Here is a 17,161-nt window from a genome sequence, read left to right as displayed (position 1 = left end):
TCGGCCGCGCCGCGCGTCAGCGCAGGGCCTGCACCGCGTACAGCGCGCCGACCGACGCGGCGAGGGTGCCGAGCAGGAGCCTCAGGGACCGCTCGGGCAGGCGGGGCTGGAGGCGGGCGCCGAGGTAGCCGCCCGTCAGGCCGCCCAGCCCGCAGGCGATCCCGAGCAGCCAGTCGGGCGCGATGTCCTCACCGCCGGTCAGCGACAGCAGGGCGTACGTGCCCGCGCCGGCCAGCGAGGTCACGAAGGTCGCGGCGAGCGCCGCCGGGGCGACCCGGGCCACGGGCATGCCCCGGCCCACCAGCAGCGGCCCGAGCAGGGAACCGCCGCCGATGCCGTACACGCCGCCGACCACGCCGACCGCCACGGCCATCGCGCTCACCGACCCGGCGGACGGCTCCCCGGACCCGCGCCGCCGGGCCGGGCGCAGCGTGCGCGCGACCAGCCACAGCCCGAGAGGGAGCAGCAGCACGGCGACCAGGATCCGGAAGACGGCCGGGCCGGGCAGCGCGAAGACGCGGACGACCGCGCCGAGGACGACGCCCGGCACGGTCCCCGCGACGAGCCGCCGGGTGAGCGGGCCGCCGAGCACCCCGTCCCGGCGGTAGCGCAGCAGCGCGCCGGGGCCGGCGACGACGTTGTACAGCAGGTTGGTCGGGGTGACGGCGGGGCTCGGCACGGCGAGCACGCTGAGCTGCACGGGCAGCAGGAACACCGCCCCGGAGACCCCGACGGGCGCGGTGACCAGCGAGATCACCACGCCGGCGGCGAACCCCAGTGCTCCGGTTCCCCACTCCACCGCGCCTCCCGCACCGACCGGGCGCCCGGGGCCGTGCGCGCCCGGGTCGTCCGGCCAGTATCGGCGGCGGTGCGCCGCGGCCCGCCGCCGGGAGGGGAGCCGTCGGACGGCGACCGCGCGCCGAGCTCGATACGCAGCACCGCGGGTCCGCAGGACTCCGTCCGCGGACCCGACCACTGTCACCCGTCCAGCCGGTGTCGGTTCCTCGCATCTGCGAGGTGCAATCTGTGAAGTCACCGTCTTGACCGGTGACGGAAGGCGTGCCACAGTCAGGGTGACGCACCAGTCGAGCCCCCTCGATCCGGACCACCCCCCTGCATGTACGAGGACCGCGGCCTGCCGGGGGTCGGCCGCAACGGCCCCAAGGGGCGCCCGTCGCCTTCGCCCGGGCGGTCGGCGATTTCGAACCACCTGCTCGACAGGTGACGCTCCGGCTTCACCCGCTCGCTCCACCGAGAAGGGAGTCCACGTCATGGACCAGCTCACCACCGACACCACCGGCACGGACATCGACGTAGGCGTCACCGGCACTGGCCCCGGCGACCGTGCCGCGGCGGCCCGCCGTGCTCGTTTCGGTTCGCTGCCGGCGCGCATCCGGACGGAGGACCTGGTCGAGGAGAGGCCCGCCGCCCCGAACGACCCGGCCAGGTACGGCCACGATCCCGAGGCGTCCTGGCGGGTCTTCGCGTGCCTCGCGGCCGACCTGGGTCTTTGATCCCCCGCCTTGCCACCGGCAACGCTCACCGGCCAGGATGGTGATGTGAACCTCGACCATGTCTTCGTGTGCGGGAACCCGGCCCTCGACTTCGCGGCCACGCTCCGGGCGCGCCGGACGGTGCGGTTCGAGATGTTCGCGACGCCGGACCGGCTGAACGCCTGGCACGTGGAGTCCGGCGTCGTCGACGCGGTCTCCCCGTGCCGCGAGGCGGACGTCGAGGAGGCGAAGACCGTACGGGAGGCGGTCTACCGGCTGGTCACGGCCCGCCGGCTCGGTGAGGAGTACGAGAAGACGGCGCTCACCGTGCTGAACAACGCGGCGCGCAAGCCGCCCGCCGTCCCGCAGCTCACCCCGGCGGGCCGGTGGACGCAGGCGACGCCCGAGGAGGCGCTGTCCACGGTGGCCCGGCTCGCCGTCGAGCTGCTGAGCGGCGAGGACGTGCCGCTGCTGAAGGAGTGCGGCAACCCGGAGTGCACCCGGGTCTACATCGACCGCTCACGCGGGATGCGCCGGCAGTGGTGCGGAATGGACTCCTGCGGCAACAAGATCAAGGCGGCGGCCTACCGGGCGCGCAAGAAGACAGCCGCGGCCCACTGACGGACCTGGTTCGGCCCGTCCGTGACCGCGGCTGCCGGGTGGTGCGGGGGGCGGCCGGTCTCCGGCCCGCGCCCGCCCGCGCACCCGGGTCTGCCGAGCGCTGCGTCAGCCGCCCACGTACCAGCTGAATCCGCCGTTGTTGGCGGCGACGGCGAGCAGGATCAGCCACAGGACCACGTCGACGACACCGAGGATGATGCCGGCCTTGGCCATGCCCGCGCCGTTGCCGGCGGAGCGGCGGGCGATGGCACCGAAGACGATGGCCAGCGGGCCCAGGATGATGTTCAGGAAGAACAGGCCGATGATGCCGCAGCACAGGCTCGCGATCGCCAGGCCGTTGGTGCGCGATCCGGACGCGGCGGAGGAACCACCATAAGTCGCCATTGGATACTCCCAGTTGTCGGTTGCACGGACCGAACGGGCCGCACTCTCCTCACTCTTGACGCCTTTCGAATGCCCCTGTGTGACGGTCCCATGTCCGTGGATCCTCACCTGTGGAGCCCGTGTGCTGCTCGGCCCCGAGGAGCATCCGAGGTATCCGAGGAGCACCCAAGAAGCACCTAAGGGGCACCGGCGACGATCCGTGCCGGTGCGGGATCTACGGGGCACTGCCGCCGAATGCACACCGCCGTTAGCATGTTCGAGCTTGCGATGGTGACACCATCGCTTCGCATCCGTCACACCAGCCGTTCGCATGCGGCGGCCCTCGGACCACAGCGGGAGCATCGCGCGTGTATTCGCGAATAGGCGGCACAGCTTCGTCGGACACGGGGCGGTACGGGCGCGCGGTGCTCTGGGGCACGGCCGCCGTGGTGGCACTCGGCTTCCTCACCGCGCTGGAGATCGCCGCCCGCCGGTACGGCGAACCGGGGCCGCTCACCACCCAGGCCGCGGCCCTGGTCCTCGCCCCCAAGCCGGGACCGCTGTACGGCGGCCTGGTGCTGATGATGGTGGTGCTCACCTGGCGGCAGCGGTTCCTCGCGGCCGGCGCGGCACTCGGCATCGACGCCGTCCTGCTGCTGGTGCGCTGGGCGGCCGGCGCGGAGGCGCCCGACGGCCACTCCGCGGGCACCGGCGCCCTGTGGGTGATGCTGGCCACGGCCTTCGTCGCCGTCACCCGCCGCACCGGCGAGGAACGCGTCCTGCTCCTGAAGGGCGTGGGTCTGGGCCTGCTCCTGGTGGCCGCCCGCAAGACCGGTGACACCTGGCTGTTCATCACCGCCAAGACCCGCCCGACCGTGCTCGACCAGTACGTCGCGACCGCCGACCACGCCCTGGGCAACCCGTCCTGGCTGGCGGGCCGGATCGTCGAGGCGACCCACCCGGTCAGCACACACGTCCTCCAGCTGGTCTACGCCCAGCTCGCCGTCGCGGCCGTCGTCGTCGCCGCGTACCAGCTGCGCCACGTCACCGTCGAACGCCGCTTCCCGAGCCACCACCTGGTCCGCACCTTCCTGCTGATCGGCCTCCTCGGACCCGCCGTCTACATGCTCTTCCCGGTCGTCGGACCCGTCTTCGCCTACGGCCCGGGCGCCTCGGGCACGGGCGGCGTCGAGTGGGCCGTGGCCGACCTGTGGCCGCACACGTCACCGCAGCTCACGGCCCCGCAGCCCATGACGTACGACGGGATCACCCCGCGCAACTGCATGCCCAGCCTGCACACGGCGTGGGCGGTCGCGATCTTCGTCCACACCCGCAAAGCGCCGCGGGCGCTGCGCTACGCCGGCACGTTCTGGCTGGTCACCACGCTCGCCGCGACCCTCGGCTTCGGCTACCACTACGGCGTCGACCTCATCGCCGGCGTGGTGTTCGCGCTCACCGTCGAGGCGGCCCTGCGTGCGACGCGGCACGGCTGGGACCGGCGCGGCGTCCAGCTCGTCGCCTACGGCTCGGTCGTCTTCGTCGCCCTGCTGCTGTCGTACCGCTACCTGCCGATGCAGCTGGCCCGCTACCCGGAGCTGTCCGGCCCCGTCCTCCTCCTGGCGATGCTGTCCGTCGTCCACGGCTACGTCCGCACCACCAGGAAGTGGGAGCCGGCCCCCGCCCCGGCCCCGCGCCCGGAACCCCAGCCGGAACCCGTCTGACGCGCCCCGCGCCGCGCCCCGGCTCCCGCTGGCCCCAAAAATCGAACACATGATTGAATTCGAGCATGCGAACGTTTCCCGACGACCTCGTCCGGGTGCAGCGGGAGTGGAGCGCCACCTACCGTCAGCTCGCCGACCGCCCCGGCCGCCCGGAACTGCGCCGGCGCCTGCACCGCCTCTCGGTCCGGGCGTTCTTCCACCCCTACTGGCGGCAGCGACGCCCCACCCCCGCGGCCTGGTGGGAACTGCGCGAACTGGCCCGCCGGCCCGCGGACACCTCCGCCCGGACCGCCCGATGACGCGCCGGCATGCGGGTGAACACGCCCAGGACGATCCTGAAGACATGGCCGGACCGATCCGGGTGATCGTGCACCCCCCGTCACCCACCGGGGGCCGGCGCGTGCGCGTGGACGGCGAGATCCTCGGCCTCGCCCACAACCTGGCCGACGTGGCGGAGTTCCTGCGCCGGGCCGGCCTGGACATAGAACCGTCGGACGTGGCGCGGGCCCCGTGGATCGACTGGCGCGGCGCGGGCCCGGACACCTGGGGCCCGGACCCGACGGCCTGACCCCGGCCGGCCTACGGACGGCGGGGGTCGGAGTCCCCGGGCAGGAACCCGTTCACGGCGACGCCGGTGATCCTCGCCCGCTCCTCCTGGGCGTGGATGCGCCGGGCCTGCTCGACGAGCAGCCCGTCGGCGTTCTCGGTCGGGCGGTTGCCGCGCCGCAGCAGCACGACGACGAGCACGGCCACGATCCCCGCAAGCCCACCGAACAGAAGGCCAATCTCCAGCACGACGCCTCCGACCGGTCCGGCGCCGCCCTGGACGACGGCGCAAGGGCTTCCTTCCCGGCGGACGGGACGGCCACGCCGGGACAAGCGAAGGCGCGACAGGCCGTCCGGCCCGCCGCACGGGGAGGTGTCCGCCGTCCTAGTCGGCGTCCTCGACACCGAGGTCGGCGCGCATGGCGTCCTTCTGCGCCCCCACGCACGGCCAGACCTGCTCGTGCAGCTCGTCCTCCAGCGCCTGCAGCTCGGCCGCGGCCCCGGACAGGGCGGGCGCTTGCTGCTTGATCTTCCGGTAGGCGCCGTTCAGCCGGTGCTTGGCCACACCGCAGGCGTTCAGCACGGGCCGTGGCGCGATCATCTGGGCTTCCGAGTAGCGGTCCCGGTAGGCCAGCCGGACGGCCTCCAACTCCGCCAGCGCCGCATCGACATCGCCGTCGTGCCGAAGGGCGTGCAGGTAGCTGTTCATGGTGGTCAGGAACTGCCGGGAAGCGGTGTTCAGCTCGATGTAGCACCGCCGCCTCGACTCGAGGCCCTCCCGCTGACGCACCTGGGCCTGCTCGGCCTGCAGCAGCGCCTCGGCGTGCTGCCGTTCCTCACGCCGCTGCTCGGCGGCGGCCCGCAACTCCAGCCGCTTGGTGCGATCGGCCCGGTTCTGCGTCAGCAACGCAGCGCCCAGGGTCCCCACCACACCCACCACGGCAACGACCAGTCCGGCCCAACTCCCGCCCACGGCCCCTGCCTTCCTCGCACGAAGACCCGCCAGAAGACTCAAAGCTAGCGCTTCGACGGCCGGCCGCGCCGCACCGATGCAGGCCGCGCGCGAACGGCCCACGTGTACACGGCCAGACCGAGTGCGCCCCGCACCATGGCATCGGCCCACGCCGGCCACAGCCGGCTCCAGGGGCCCCATCCAAGGCTCAGGAACACGACCAGGCCGAGGGCGCCCGCCACCAGAACCGCACAGGCGTACTGAACGAACGCCGTGCGACTCCCGCCCCACCACGCGCCCGCGAGCCCGGCCGGTATCTGCACGAGCACGTGGAAACCGAGGCAGGCGAGCGGCACGGCGAGGAGCAGAGCAAAGGGAGCGTCGCCGGTGGGATCACTGCCCGAGACCGCGTAACCGGCATCCACCATCCACAGCGGCGGCACCAGGAAGGTGAGCAGCAGGACGATCCCGCTCAGATGCATGGCCCCCAGGTGCCGCCAAGCGGACGGCGACGCGCCCGTACCACGCCCTCCCGGAACCGGTCGGACAGCCCTGACGCGCATCGTCCCCTCCCTCCCCCCGCCGCACACAACCGGTCCATTCACTCCTGACAGCGGCGCACGCCACAGTAGTCAGTGGTGGGCACTGCCGCATCGATGTACACCTGGACCACGTGGCGACGCGTGAACTCGGCCGGGATGCCGCCCTCAGCGCGGTCGACGACCTGCGGCGCTGGATGAGCCGAGGCCGTGTCGTCGTGCCGGAGATCACGGAGGACCACCTCGGTGCCGCCCAGTCGGTCCGCGTCCGCCACCGCGCGCTGGACCTCGACCTCGCCGACGCGGTGAACGTGGCGCTTGCCGCCGACTACGACACGGACGCGATCCTGACCCTCGACCGACGAGACTTCCGGGCCGTACGCCCGTTGGGCCGCCACAAGTCGTTCCGGGTACTCCCCGACGACCTTCCCCTCTGACGCGGCTCCCGCGGGCACGGATAGATGGTTGCAACTCCGCCTGCCGCAGGGGCTGGCTCGGTACATGCAGTCGCCGTCGGTGTGCTGTCTCGCATCGCATACGCGCAGTGCGACTGACGACGACGCTGACTTCCCGCCCGGCGACAGATCGAGCCGGACAACTTCGACAAGCTGCTCGCGGACTTCGACGCGTTCAACGGCCCGGCCGCCCTGAAGCCATGGCTGCCGAGCGCGCCCAGCTGGCCGACGGCGCATGCGAACGCCGGGGCAGCGGCGAGAGCGGTGCGCTGGCTAGCTGCTCACTGCCGAGCATCCACCGTACGAGCGGAGAAGGTCTGAGTCACCGCCCCGGAGGCATGGACCTTGAACTTGTGTCGCGTTCCCCTGATCACCGAGGCTGCCGGGTGGCGAGCCGGTAGATCACGTACGTGAGAGCCAGGATGAAGTCGACAGCCACCCACAGGCCGATGACCAGGCCCACCCCGATCGTCGTGCCGACGTCGTGCGCGTCGTTGCACAGATCCTGGTCGTCGCCTGTCAGACCACGGCACTCGGCGGGCGTGCCGTCGGCCGTCGTGGCGCCCCAGATGACCCAGGCCAGGAACAGCAGTTGGACCGCGAGGAAGACCCAGAAGAAGACGCGGCGCCGCTTCTCCGGAGGCGGGGCCACCGGCGGGTTCTCGTAAGTGGGTCGGCCCGGAGGTAAACCCTGGGGTGGTCCGGGCCACGCGGCGGGCGGGGGTCCGGAGCTTCGCGCACCGCGGGGACCCCACGACTGTGGTTCCGGAGCGCGACGGTTCTTGCTCATAGCGCGCCTCCTTGCCGCTGACTCCATGGTGCGCTCAGAACCGCAGGGCCGCTCGTCGGCAAGGTGAAGATCACGGCCACTCTGCCACTGGGTCAGAATGCATCGTCAGGCCGTCCAGCTCAGCGTCGGTGGCCTCCGGCCGTAGGCGAACGTCGAAGGTGTAGCCCTCGTCGCAGAACACCACGTCATGGTGCGTTGGCGGCTGCCTATCACTCGCGCGCCGGCCGCCCCTCAACCCCGCGCGCCGGTTCGGGCGCACGCTTTCCATCTGTGGTGGTGGGGTGGTGACGCTCACTCCTCCCCAGGCGGGATGAGGCGATCAGCGCTCTCGGCGTCGTCCACGTGTCCGTGAGCATCGACGGTGATGGGTGTTGCTCGTCCCTTCGCCGTGACCAGCCATGCAAGCACCTGCTCGGTCAACCGCCCGTTGTGCGGTCCCTCGTCGTGCCAATATGCGCGCCATCCGCCTCCTGGGATGGCTGCCACGACCTGGTCAGCTTGCTCAAGGTGGGAGAAGTCTGGGTAGTCGGTCACCGGGCGGCGCGTACCGCGCTTGGGATCGACCACAAGTGCATTGCCCGTTGCCTCGTCCCAGGCGTCCACGTGCACTGTCCGCCCGATCGTCGTCTCCGTGCCGGTGAAGATCGCGAGCCAGCCTGTCCCGTTGAAGTAGCGCATGCGGTCATCGTCCACGACTGTGGTCGGCCTCGACGCGGCAATGACCTTCTTCGATGCGCTGATGGGACTTCAGCTGGGAAGGCTCAGGTCTTCTGGAGGCGGTCACCGTTCTGACCTGCGGTGGGCCTGGAGAGGAGGTCCGGGCGGTTGCCCACTTGTTCCCCACTGCTCCCCTTGGTTCTCCGCGGGACCTGGCACGCATCCGTCACGTCCGTCCGGTGCCGCAACAGCCGCCGGCGAGGGACGAGTCATCCTCCTACGGCCCTACGATGCACGCCATGGTAACGTCCGATTCGGTACCGCTCATACGCGCCTGTTGGCTCTCATGGCTCGCGGTCGAGACCGTCGATCAGGCAAGGGTGGTGAAGGCCCTTGGCCTGACGGATGTACGGGAGACCACATGGGGCGACGCCGTGGAGCTCATCGACGAGGTGGCGCACGAGGAGGAGCAGCCGTTCTCCACAGTCGTCGTTACTCCATCCGTGCGGGGATGGACCCTGGTGATCGGACCGTACTTCGGCCTGCCCTATCCGCAGCAGACAACGCACGTCACTGACCTGTGCCGAGAGTTGAGCACGCACTTCGGCAAAGCTCAACTCTTTTTCCACAGTGAGCAGAACGATGGGGAGGCGTGGCTGATCGCCGAGCGCGGACGGATTGTCAGACGTTGGATAAGTGAGTACCCGGAGCTCGCCCTGGGCGAACCGTTCGGAGTCGAGCGACGACTCCTCGACGCTTACGGCCTCACGGGGAAGCCGGAGGAACTCGATCCCGACAGTGACCTGGCCGGCGACTGGGCGGCGACCTTCGGTGATTGCTGGGCGACGACGGTCGCAGAGGAAGCCAGCATCAACCCGACCACAGCTGCCGCCGACAAGTGGTCAGACAGCACCATGTTGGTGGCAGTCGCTCCCACTTTCGAGTAGGTGCACCGGCCAGCCACCGGAGGGGCAGTCTGGCGGCTGGCGACCCACACTGGAGGAGTTCGATCTCAGCTTGCTCTGGCTGCCCCTTCTCCCCGACACGACGGATGGACAGAGACGCTCGGTACGCCTCCGTCCGGCGCCGTTGATGCCAGCCGTGGAAATCGTGCCCTTGCCGAGTTCATCCCTTCCTACACCGTCGAGCCGGTCAAGCTTCGTCGCCCTGCACTTCGGAGGGCCGCCTGGTGGCGAACAAGAAGGGGAGGCGCCGCCGCTTCGGTGCGGTGCGGCAGTGAAGGTACCTGAGCCGCGGGGACTGGCGCGCCCCATACGCAGGAGCAGTCAACTTCCGCGTGTAGGTAGGAAAGTGGGTCGAGGAGCAGGAGCTGTCCGTGCGCACCGACGACCTGTACAGGCATCTCCTTCGCCTGTACATCCTCCCGACCTTCGGCCCGCTCGACCTGGATGAGATCACCGCTCCCCGCGTCCGCGAATGGCGAGTGGAGCGACTCCGCACCACCGGGCCAAAGACAGCCGTAGTCCAGGCCGTACTGTCTCCTCAAGGCCATCCTGGAGAAGGCCGTGGACGACGACCTGATCCGCGTAATCCGTGCCGGATCAAGGGCGCGGGCAAGGAGTCGGCCGCCGAACGGCGTATCGCCACCGTTGCCCAGGTCGATGCTCTCGCCGACGCCATCGGCATCCGTTGGCGCCTCATGGTCTACCTGGGCGCGTATGGTCCGATGCCGCCGGAGGAACTGGCCGGCCTTCGCCACACCAGACACACCCTGTCGACCCGCTCCGGCGCCACCCTCAAGGACACGATGGTGTGTGCCGGGCAGTCCTCCGAGAAGGCCGCGCTGATCTATCAGCACTCCGACTAGGAGCGGAAGCGGGAGGTGGCGGCCGGGCTCGACGACCTGGTGCGGGTCGAGCGTGCGAAGTGCCACACGGACGACCCCGCGCACCACAGTGAGGACGCTGCCGAGAGCTAATGGTGCGGTTGTGGTGCATGACCGGTCCACCGGTCTAGATAACAAAGAACCCCCAGGTCTCTGACCTGGGGGTTTCACATGGAGCGGGTGACGAGAATCGAACTCGCGCTCTCAGCTTGGGAAGCTCGGGTTTCTTGGGGGCGGTTGTGACGCTGAGCTGCGGCGGAGCCGTGTTGGAGTCCTCGTCGGACCCGGGGCGACTTCCCGCTGTTCCCCGTGGTTCCCCGCAGGATCTGGCACGCGAATGGCACGGGCCCTTCGCCTCGTACGTCCCTCCGCGTAGCTGCGCCGGGAGTGTTGTCTGATCCTCAGCAGACGACAGTCAGCCACGACGGCGGGTGCGTCGACCGATCAGGCGCGCGTGTGTCTCGCCGCACCCCCACCGACCTCAGCCACGCTGCCATGTCGTCGACCAGAGCATGCGTCACCGTACGCGGTCGTTGTCACGCAGCTAGACACTCAAACGCTGAGTGCACCGGACGCGTGCGGGCGCCAGCGTCGTACCCACGCAGCCTCAGGGGCTACTCAGTTGAAGCCTCACCGTCGTCCTTGGTGCCGCTAAAATGCGGCTATCAGCCAGTGTGGGCGACGAAGCCAACTGTGAGAACGGGGACTCCTCGTGGCCGGTGTCAAGCTTTTCAAGATCCGCAAGCTAGGCGCAGGAGGGCAAGGCGAAGTCTGGCTTGCGCGCGAAGGCCAGTCGCGAGAGATTGTCGTTCTAAAGCGCCCGCTGGATAGTCTCGACGTCAGCGAGGGTAGCCCCGATCGCGCTAGATTCGAGCGAGAGGTTCGAATCCAGTCGACTCTCCGTCATGACGGCATTATGCCGATCCTGCGCATATATAAAACACCCACTGGGCCGCTCTTCACGATGCCGTACGCGGAAACGTCTCTGGAACAAGAACTTAGCAATGGGCCGCTAACGGAGACGGAAAGCGTCGACATCATTCTTACCATTGCTGACGCTGTGGACTTTGCGCACAGTGAAGGCGTTTTGCATCGCGACCTTAAGCCCGCCAACATTCTATATTTGAACGGCAGGTGGGTTGTTTCCGACTTTGGACTGTGTAGAGATGTAAATTCCGATAGTGCCACCATTACTCGATCTAGGACTGTCGTTGGCAGCGTCGCTTACATGGCGCCTGAGCAGTACGACGATGCGCATGAAGTGACCGAGAGTGCGGACATTCTATCCATTGGTCGCATCTTCTATCACTGTCTTACGGGTAGAGTTCCCTTCCCCTACTTTCGGAGTGAGCTGATCCCCGCAAAGTTTCGGTACCTGGTGACCAGGGCTGTGGCTGAGGATCCCTCTGCCAGGTATCAGACGGTGAGCGAATTCCGGCAAGAGCTGGAGCTACTCGTCACGGGCACGCCAGACCTGACCCCACCAATGGAGCGGGCGCGCGCCCTTAATGCGGAGTCTCTTGAGGGTGATTCGGAAGCCACACTCTCGCTGGCTCGGCTCCTGGTCGAAAAGGCGGACGATGAGGTTTTCTACAGGGATTTCGTTCCTGCTCTTTCCATCGAGACGCTGAGCGAGATTGAGGAGCATGCGCCGCAGGAGTTTCGGCAAATAGTCGCTGCCTTCGACCAGTTTTCCGAAGGTAGTCACCCGTTCAGCTACACTGACGCTATTGCTAAGTTTTTTCGCAACGTGGCATTCGTCGCGCCCGATGATGACTATGCGATTCGTCGGCGAGTGCTTCGTAGGATCCTCATTGTTGGCGCGAGTCACAATCGTTTCTTCGTCGGTGAGATGTTTGCTTCGATTGTCTCGAACATGAAAGAAGCCGAGGATATCTTGTTGGTTGCATCGCTCCTGCGCGAACATCCAAATGAGGCGCGATTTATGGGCTTCTATCTGCGGCAACACTCGCTGCCAACCGCAATCATGGCTGCCCTGCCTCCAGAATAGGATGCTCGACAGATAGACGTGCGAGACTGTATGTCGTAGGCGACTTTGAGAGGGAGTGCACTAACGTGACCAAAGGACTGGCAGGGCGGCTAGCGCATGGTCAGGACATCCTTCACCTTCTGCAAAGCGCGAGCGCATTCCATCATAGAGAGGTAATTGGTTCGGGCGTATTCAGATACTGATGCGAGATTTTTCACCTCAGTGCTATCTGGCCCAAGAATTACCATCGCAAGACTGAGTGCATCCGAAATGCGCGGTGAGAGCTGCTCTTCGTATGCGGCAATTCGCAACTGGCTATGCTTGATTATGTTTCGACTGACCTCCTCGAATGGAGATTTTGATGGCCATTCATTTGTTGGGTCGAAACTCTGCCAATAGGAGGAGAATCTAAGGATCTCAAGGCGTAGCGCCTCCAACTCGACAATCGCAGAGCCAACATGGTCGGCAGTAACCTTCGAGTCTCTGGACGCCGCCATTTCTGCATTGACTTTCCAGGCGTGTAGTCCGTCTACCGTGAAGGCGTCGGGGGAGTCGTCGATTACCTTCGAGCAGGTGTTGCACAGCCAGATTGCGTTCTCTGCCGATCGTCGCTGCTCCGGTGACATTGTGGCGTCGTACCTCGGCCCACCGGGGCTTGCGGCTCGAATGTGGGCTGCCACGCCAAGATTGAGAAATTTATCCACGTGGATGGGATCGGGTCTGTTCGTGAGCAATCGGCAAGTGGGATTACTGCACCGGTTCCCTGCCCGGTTGGCCACTGCCCTCTTTGTGGCGGCGAGGAAGTCGTCCCGGCTATTCCCGGCCATGCTTTCCTTTCACCTGACGTGATTTGGGGTATTGTTGAAAGTGAAGTCGATCATAGGGGTTCCCTGGCGTCGTTGTCTTCGTGCTGCTGTGATTGCCTAAAGCTGTGGAGCCGACCGCCCCAGCCACAGAGGGTGTCTCACACCCCATGCCCGCGGTCGCTGAGCGCGCCGCCGGGCGCGGCCAGCCGGGGCGCAGACAGGAGGCAGGCCGCGCCGCAGAGGCGGCGCGCGCCCGCGCCGTGCGCGGGCTCTTGAACCAGTAGAGAAAGTTGTAACTCAGTCTGTGGCGCGAGGGTTGAAGTCGTACGCGCAGACTGGGAGTTCTGCGTGTTGGCGATGGAGCAACGGCAGGAAGACTGCCGGCCGGATCGTCCAGGTGATGCGGGTGCTGGCGTGGGTTACAGAGACCATGCAGGGTTCCATGCGTAAGAGGGCTCGCCGCGTCTCGATGCGGCCGTCGTAGAGCCAGACCCAGGCCTCATCAAAGGCATCCGGGTCGAGTGCCGGTGAGATTGTGCGCAGGGCAACCGCGGCCCATCTGTCGGCCTGCGGTGCCGAGTAGGCATCGAAGGAGGCTCGGAGCGTCGGCCACCCTGTCTCGTCGTTGACGTCCTGCGTCCAGCACTCGCACCAGAAGCCCCTCTGAGGCTTGTCCATCAACACGGGTGTCCTCCGGGCTGAATGTCCGTGAAGAGCTCGGCGGTGACGGTGTAGCCGCTGTGGCTGCCGTGGACGACGATCCGGTGTGCGATGACGCTGACCATGCCTAAGCCGCGGCCGTGTACCGCATCCTCATTCGGCTGCTCGACCTTCGGGGCGGTACCTGTTCCTCCCTCGTCGGTGACGGACAGGGCAATCACCTGAGGGGACACCGCGAGCGCCAGATGGAAGCTGCCCGTCTGCATGCCGCTGGCGGTATGGAGGACCGCGTTCGCGCTCAGCTCGCTCACGATCAGCTCGGCGTCGTCGGCCAGGGGAGATCCGCGCAGGATGTCCCGGGTCCAGCGGCGGGCCCGGCTGACCTCTTCCGGGAAACCTGGGCAAGACAGTCCCCAGACCCGGGCTGTACTCGTATACTCGTGCATACAAGTTCCTTCATGCTGGTAGGCCGCCATGTGCAGCGGGTTTGGGCTAGACGAGTTTCACGCCGTCGTGGGCGCGGACGGCCGGCGGGGTCGTCGCGTCGAGTGCGTCAAGGACGCGGATCGCGTAGGCCTCGTCGGCGAGTTCGATGACCTCTTCGCGGGTGGCCCAGCGCAGTGCGCGGGTCTCGTCTCCGGTGGTGGGGGTGCCGTCGGCTGCCTGGCAGCGGAAGACGAGGGAGACGATCAGGCCCGTCATGTTCTTGTAGACGCCGGTCAAGGTTGCAGGGAGCTCGATCTTGATGCCGGTCTCTTCGAGAACTTCGCGCTGGAGGGCTTCGGGGATGGTTTCCTCACGTTCGAGGATTCCGCCCGGGGGCTCCCAGTGGCCGTTGTCGCGGCGCTTGATCAAGAGGGCCCGGCCTTGGTCGTCGGCGATGACCCCGGCGACGCTCACGGAGTGCGGGCGTTCTGTGCTCACGTTCCTCGGCCCTCTCGGCTGACTAGGCTCTCCACCGTAGCAACAACACTCGCCCACTCGTCTAGATACCTAAAGGAGTACGCGTGACGTCTCTACCGAGCATTCTCGGCGGCCTCGACCCGACCAGCGATCGTGCGGTCTTCCGGCAGATCGCCGACCAGCTGCGCGAGGCCATCGACCGTGGGCGATTCAAGGAGGGGGAGAAGCTGCCCTCCGAGGCTGAGCTGGTCGAGCACTACGGCGTTTCCCGGATGACGGTCCGCAACTCCTTCTCGGTTCTCCAGGGCGAGGGCCTGGTGCACGCCGAGCACGGCAAGGGCGTCTTCGTTCGGCCCCGGCCCCCGGTGCGGCGGCTCGCCTCGGACCGGTTCGCCCGGCGCCACCGCGAGCAGGGCAAGTCCGCGTTCATCGTGGAGGCCGACGCCGCCGGCAGTCACCCGAAGGTGGACAGTCTGGAGGTCAAGGAGGAGAAGGCCAGCCAGGACATCTCCACCCGCCTCGGCTCCGTGCGGCGCGTGCTCGCCCGGCGTCGTCGGTACCTGCTCGACGGACGGCCGGTCGAGTTCGCCACCTCGTACCTGCCGCTCGACATCGCTCGCGGGACGCAGATCGCCGAGCCGAATCCCGGCCCCGGCGGTATCTACGCCCGGCTTGAGGAGTTGGGCCACCAGCTCGACCACTTCGAGGAGGAGATCCGGGCCCGGATGCCCTCGCCGTCCGAGGTCAAGACGCTGCAACTCGCCTCTGGCGTGCCGGTGATCCACCTGATCCGCACGGCCTTCGACACTGCGGGGCGGGCCGTGGAGGTCTGTGACACGGTCATGGCGGCGGACGCTTACGTCCTCTCCTACCAGCTCCCGGCGAACTGATCGGCGGTGCACGAGGCCACTTTTCCGGACTCGTACACCTCGACACGCATACTCGTATAGACGAGTGGGCAAGTTGTGTGGTAAGGCGGTCACCGTTCCCGGCGCCACCGGGTCCGAAGACTACATCTCGTCTAGACGAGTAGATGGGAAAGAACCTTGCGCACCATCCGTGTGGAGACCTCGGCCGCGACGATCCTGCTGACCGAGGCGCCCGAACCCAAAGTCCGCGACCGGCAGACGGGCGAGATCGCCAAGGACGCCGTCAGCGGTGAGGCCCTGATGACGATCGGCGTCGTCTACATCGAGGAGGGGGAGTCGTCCCTGATCAAGGTGACCGTCCCGGAGAGCGGGGTGGCTGAAGGGCTCACCCTCGGTGCCCCGGTCTCTCTGCCGGGTCTGGTCGCCCGGCCGTGGGAGAGCGTCTTCAACGGGCAGCAGCGTCACGGCATCGCATTTCGCGCCGCCGCCGTCACTCCGGCTGCCTACCCGGCCTCCGTGGGGGCTGCGGCCTGATGACCGACCTGGCAACACTTCTGGAGGTGGGTGGTCCCGTCGCCGCGCTCGGCGGTGGGGCCGCCTACGCCCGGGCCAAGCACCCCGGGTGGACTGGTCCACCGTCGGCTTACCGATATCCACGGTCCGGCTCCTCAGCTCCTACAGCTCGGTCATGGAGGCGTGCGGTCCGACTGTGGCGCCCTCCCGGCTGCGGGTCCTGGCGGTCAAAGCCACCACCCGCCGTGAGGTCCGGCCCGTGCCGCCGCGTCGGGGGATCATCCGGCCGACCGCGACGGGGCTGCGGGTCCGCCTGCGGCTTGCCCCGGACCAGGAGCCCGCCGACGTGGCCGCCTCCGCCGAACGGCTGCGGCACGCCTGGGGCGTCCATGCCGTCTACGTGACCACGGTCAAGCCGGGGGTGGTGGAACTGCGGCTCGTCGGCTTCGACGTGTTGCGGAAGGTTCGTATGTCTCGCAAGCTCCACCCGGATTTGCTGCGGGTGCCGGTCGCACTGCGCGAGGACGCCACTCCGTTCGTGCGTGACTACCGCACCGTGCCGCACCAGCTCACCCTCGGTGCCACGCTGTCCGGCAAATCCATGTACCTGCGTCACCTCGTCGCCGGCCTCGCGCGTCAGCCCGTCGCCCTGGTCGGCATCGACTGCAAACGGGGCGTGGAACTGGCGCCCTTCGCCCCGCGCCTGTCGGCGCTCGCCACCGACCCGGAGCAGGCCGCCGAACTGCTGCCCGTGCTCATCAGGGAAATGGAGGACCGGTACGACCTGATCAAGGCCCGTCAGGGCATCGCGCCGAACACGCCGGACGAGGAGATCACCTCCGACATCTGGGGCCTGCCCGAGCACGAACGCCCGGTGCCCGTCGTGCTGTTCGTCGACGAGGTGGCCGAACTCTTCCTCGTCGCCACGAAGAAGGACGAGGAACGCCGGGACGAGATGGTCACCCAGCTCATCCGGCTCGCCCAGCTCGGCAGGGCCGCCGGCATCTACTTGGAGGTCTGCGGCCAGCGCTTCGGCGCCGAACTGGGCAAGGGCGCGACCATGTTGCGGGCCCAGTTGACCGGCCGCGTCTGCCACCGCGTCAACGACGAAGCCTCCGCGAAGATGGCGCTCGGCGACATCGCCCCCGAAGCGGTTGCCGCCGCCTGCGCCATCGCCCCCGAACGGCCCGGCCTCGCCGTTGCCGGTGACACCTCCGGCGGCTGGTCCCGCATCCGTACCCCGTACCTCTCCCTCGGCGACGCCGCCGAGACCTGCCGCGCGTCGGCCCACCTGGTTCCCGACCTGCCCGCGCTCAAGCCCTTCCGGCCCGACGTGCCCGTACGCCCGACCGTCGAGACTCCGGACCCGGTCGTACGCCCCCGGCCAGTGACCGACTGATTCTCGGCTGTACGCATCCCCGGTCGGCGTGACCGTCT

The 17,161-nt window shown here is 68.1% G+C and carries 21 protein-coding genes and 2 pseudogenes; 12 read left to right on the top strand and 11 right to left on the bottom strand.

The window, feature by feature from the left end; genetic code table 11:
* Window positions 1-16: 16 nt before the first annotated feature.
* Complete coding sequence (locus ACFYWG_RS25490) at window positions 17-799, bottom strand: TSUP family transporter (RefSeq protein WP_389203788.1); 783 nt, start codon at window positions 797-799, stop codon at window positions 17-19.
* Window positions 800-1,271: 472 nt separating this feature from the next.
* Between ACFYWG_RS25490 and ACFYWG_RS25485 the strand changes: the two genes are divergently transcribed.
* On the top strand, window positions 1,272-1,514 hold the full coding sequence (locus ACFYWG_RS25485; RefSeq protein WP_389203786.1) for a hypothetical protein: 243 nt from the start codon (window positions 1,272-1,274) through the stop codon (window positions 1,512-1,514).
* A gap of 45 nt (window positions 1,515-1,559) precedes the next feature.
* Window positions 1,560-2,114, top strand: a complete 555-nt coding sequence (locus ACFYWG_RS25480; protein ID WP_389203784.1) for a CGNR zinc finger domain-containing protein — start codon at window positions 1,560-1,562, stop codon at window positions 2,112-2,114.
* 105 nt (window positions 2,115-2,219) lie between these two features.
* Here ACFYWG_RS25480 and ACFYWG_RS25475 read toward each other — a convergent pair whose 3' ends face one another.
* Window positions 2,220-2,498 (bottom strand): DUF4190 domain-containing protein, encoded by a 279-nt coding sequence (locus ACFYWG_RS25475; RefSeq protein ID WP_376326614.1) that lies wholly within the window; start codon window positions 2,496-2,498, stop codon window positions 2,220-2,222.
* A 404-nt stretch (window positions 2,499-2,902) separates the two neighbouring features.
* On the opposite strand from ACFYWG_RS25475, the gene ACFYWG_RS25470 reads away from it, so the two are divergent.
* From ACFYWG_RS25470 to ACFYWG_RS25460, 3 genes are all read left to right on the top strand, one after another.
* Window positions 2,903-4,198, top strand: a complete 1,296-nt coding sequence (locus ACFYWG_RS25470; protein WP_389203782.1) for a phosphatase PAP2 family protein — start codon at window positions 2,903-2,905, stop codon at window positions 4,196-4,198.
* Between the two features lie 65 nt (window positions 4,199-4,263).
* Complete coding sequence (locus ACFYWG_RS25465; RefSeq protein ID WP_376326618.1) at window positions 4,264-4,497, top strand: hypothetical protein; 234 nt, start codon at window positions 4,264-4,266, stop codon at window positions 4,495-4,497.
* A 44-nt stretch (window positions 4,498-4,541) separates the two neighbouring features.
* Window positions 4,542-4,766, top strand: coding sequence for a hypothetical protein (locus tag ACFYWG_RS25460; protein WP_383499927.1), 225 nt, complete (start codon window positions 4,542-4,544; stop codon window positions 4,764-4,766).
* Between the two features lie 11 nt (window positions 4,767-4,777).
* Here ACFYWG_RS25460 and ACFYWG_RS25455 read toward each other — a convergent pair whose 3' ends face one another.
* The 3 genes from ACFYWG_RS25455 to ACFYWG_RS25445 all read right to left on the bottom strand — a co-directional run bounded on the left by ACFYWG_RS25455 (window position 4,778) and on the right by ACFYWG_RS25445 (window position 6,178).
* Window positions 4,778-4,993 (bottom strand): hypothetical protein, encoded by a 216-nt coding sequence (locus ACFYWG_RS25455; RefSeq protein WP_385411893.1) that lies wholly within the window; start codon window positions 4,991-4,993, stop codon window positions 4,778-4,780.
* Window positions 4,994-5,129: 136 nt separating this feature from the next.
* Window positions 5,130-5,717 (bottom strand): hypothetical protein, encoded by a 588-nt coding sequence (locus ACFYWG_RS25450; RefSeq protein ID WP_385411896.1) that lies wholly within the window; start codon window positions 5,715-5,717, stop codon window positions 5,130-5,132.
* 44 nt (window positions 5,718-5,761) lie between these two features.
* Window positions 5,762-6,178 carry a hypothetical protein gene (locus tag ACFYWG_RS25445; RefSeq protein WP_389203777.1) on the bottom strand — a complete coding sequence of 139 codons (417 nt, stop codon included), beginning with the start codon at window positions 6,176-6,178 and terminating at the stop codon, window positions 5,762-5,764.
* A 125-nt stretch (window positions 6,179-6,303) separates the two neighbouring features.
* Between ACFYWG_RS25445 and ACFYWG_RS25440 the strand changes: the two genes are divergently transcribed.
* A complete protein-coding gene (locus ACFYWG_RS25440) occupies window positions 6,304-6,672 on the top strand; it encodes a PIN domain-containing protein (RefSeq protein WP_389203983.1) in 369 nt (122 codons plus the stop codon).
* 388 nt (window positions 6,673-7,060) lie between these two features.
* Here the strand turns inward: ACFYWG_RS25440 and ACFYWG_RS25435 are convergent, their stop codons facing one another.
* Window positions 7,061-7,342 carry a hypothetical protein gene (locus ACFYWG_RS25435; RefSeq protein WP_389203774.1) on the bottom strand — a complete coding sequence of 94 codons (282 nt, stop codon included), beginning with the start codon at window positions 7,340-7,342 and terminating at the stop codon, window positions 7,061-7,063.
* A gap of 429 nt (window positions 7,343-7,771) precedes the next feature.
* Window positions 7,772-8,158: a hypothetical protein gene (locus ACFYWG_RS25430; RefSeq protein WP_389203771.1), complete on the bottom strand. Its 387-nt coding sequence runs from the start codon at window positions 8,156-8,158 to the stop codon at window positions 7,772-7,774.
* Between the two features lie 278 nt (window positions 8,159-8,436).
* Between ACFYWG_RS25430 and ACFYWG_RS25425 the strand changes: the two genes are divergently transcribed.
* The 3 genes and pseudogenes from ACFYWG_RS25425 (at window position 8,437) to ACFYWG_RS25415 (ending at window position 11,994) form a co-directional block, all read left to right on the top strand.
* Entirely contained in the window at window positions 8,437-9,084 is a 648-nt protein-coding gene (locus ACFYWG_RS25425; protein WP_389203769.1) for a hypothetical protein, read from the top strand.
* 299 nt (window positions 9,085-9,383) lie between these two features.
* Window positions 9,384-10,076 (top strand): annotated as a pseudogene (locus tag ACFYWG_RS25420) (hypothetical protein).
* A 619-nt stretch (window positions 10,077-10,695) separates the two neighbouring features.
* The gene (locus tag ACFYWG_RS25415; protein WP_319065617.1) at window positions 10,696-11,994 is read left to right on the top strand and encodes a serine/threonine-protein kinase; all 1,299 of its coding nucleotides are present in this window, start codon (window positions 10,696-10,698) and stop codon (window positions 11,992-11,994) included.
* A gap of 89 nt (window positions 11,995-12,083) precedes the next feature.
* On the opposite strand, the gene ACFYWG_RS25410 is transcribed toward ACFYWG_RS25415, so the two are convergent.
* From ACFYWG_RS25410 to ACFYWG_RS25395, 4 genes are all read right to left on the bottom strand, one after another.
* Window positions 12,084-12,677, bottom strand: coding sequence for a hypothetical protein (locus ACFYWG_RS25410; RefSeq protein ID WP_389203766.1), 594 nt, complete (start codon window positions 12,675-12,677; stop codon window positions 12,084-12,086).
* Between the two features lie 399 nt (window positions 12,678-13,076).
* The gene (locus ACFYWG_RS25405) at window positions 13,077-13,457 is read right to left on the bottom strand and encodes a hypothetical protein (protein ID WP_389203764.1); all 381 of its coding nucleotides are present in this window, start codon (window positions 13,455-13,457) and stop codon (window positions 13,077-13,079) included.
* Window positions 13,457-13,885 carry an ATP-binding protein gene (locus tag ACFYWG_RS25400; RefSeq protein WP_389203761.1) on the bottom strand — a complete coding sequence of 143 codons (429 nt, stop codon included), beginning with the start codon at window positions 13,883-13,885 and terminating at the stop codon, window positions 13,457-13,459. The genes ACFYWG_RS25405 and ACFYWG_RS25400 overlap by 1 nt, the downstream gene beginning before the upstream one ends.
* A 46-nt stretch (window positions 13,886-13,931) precedes the next feature.
* On the bottom strand, window positions 13,932-14,339 hold the full coding sequence (locus tag ACFYWG_RS25395) for an NUDIX hydrolase (protein ID WP_389203982.1): 408 nt from the start codon (window positions 14,337-14,339) through the stop codon (window positions 13,932-13,934).
* A 107-nt stretch (window positions 14,340-14,446) separates the two neighbouring features.
* Between ACFYWG_RS25395 and ACFYWG_RS25390 the strand changes: the two genes are divergently transcribed.
* From ACFYWG_RS25390 to ACFYWG_RS25380, 3 genes and pseudogenes are all read left to right on the top strand, one after another.
* On the top strand, window positions 14,447-15,232 hold the full coding sequence (locus ACFYWG_RS25390; RefSeq protein ID WP_101279784.1) for a GntR family transcriptional regulator: 786 nt from the start codon (window positions 14,447-14,449) through the stop codon (window positions 15,230-15,232).
* Window positions 15,233-15,388: 156 nt separating this feature from the next.
* Window positions 15,389-15,745: a hypothetical protein gene (locus ACFYWG_RS25385; RefSeq protein ID WP_161367863.1), complete on the top strand. Its 357-nt coding sequence runs from the start codon at window positions 15,389-15,391 to the stop codon at window positions 15,743-15,745.
* Window positions 15,745-17,123: pseudogene (locus ACFYWG_RS25380) on the top strand (FtsK/SpoIIIE domain-containing protein). The gene ACFYWG_RS25385 and the pseudogene ACFYWG_RS25380 overlap by 1 nt, the downstream one beginning before the upstream one ends.
* The last annotated feature ends 38 nt before the right edge of the window (window positions 17,124-17,161 follow it).

Source organism: Streptomyces sp. NPDC003456 (genome assembly GCF_042878735.1).
In the GTDB taxonomy this organism is placed as follows: Bacteria; Actinomycetota; Actinomycetes; order Streptomycetales; family Streptomycetaceae; genus Streptomyces.
The sequence above is the reverse complement of the archived record's forward strand: the minus strand, read 5'-3'. Positions and strand labels throughout refer to the sequence as shown.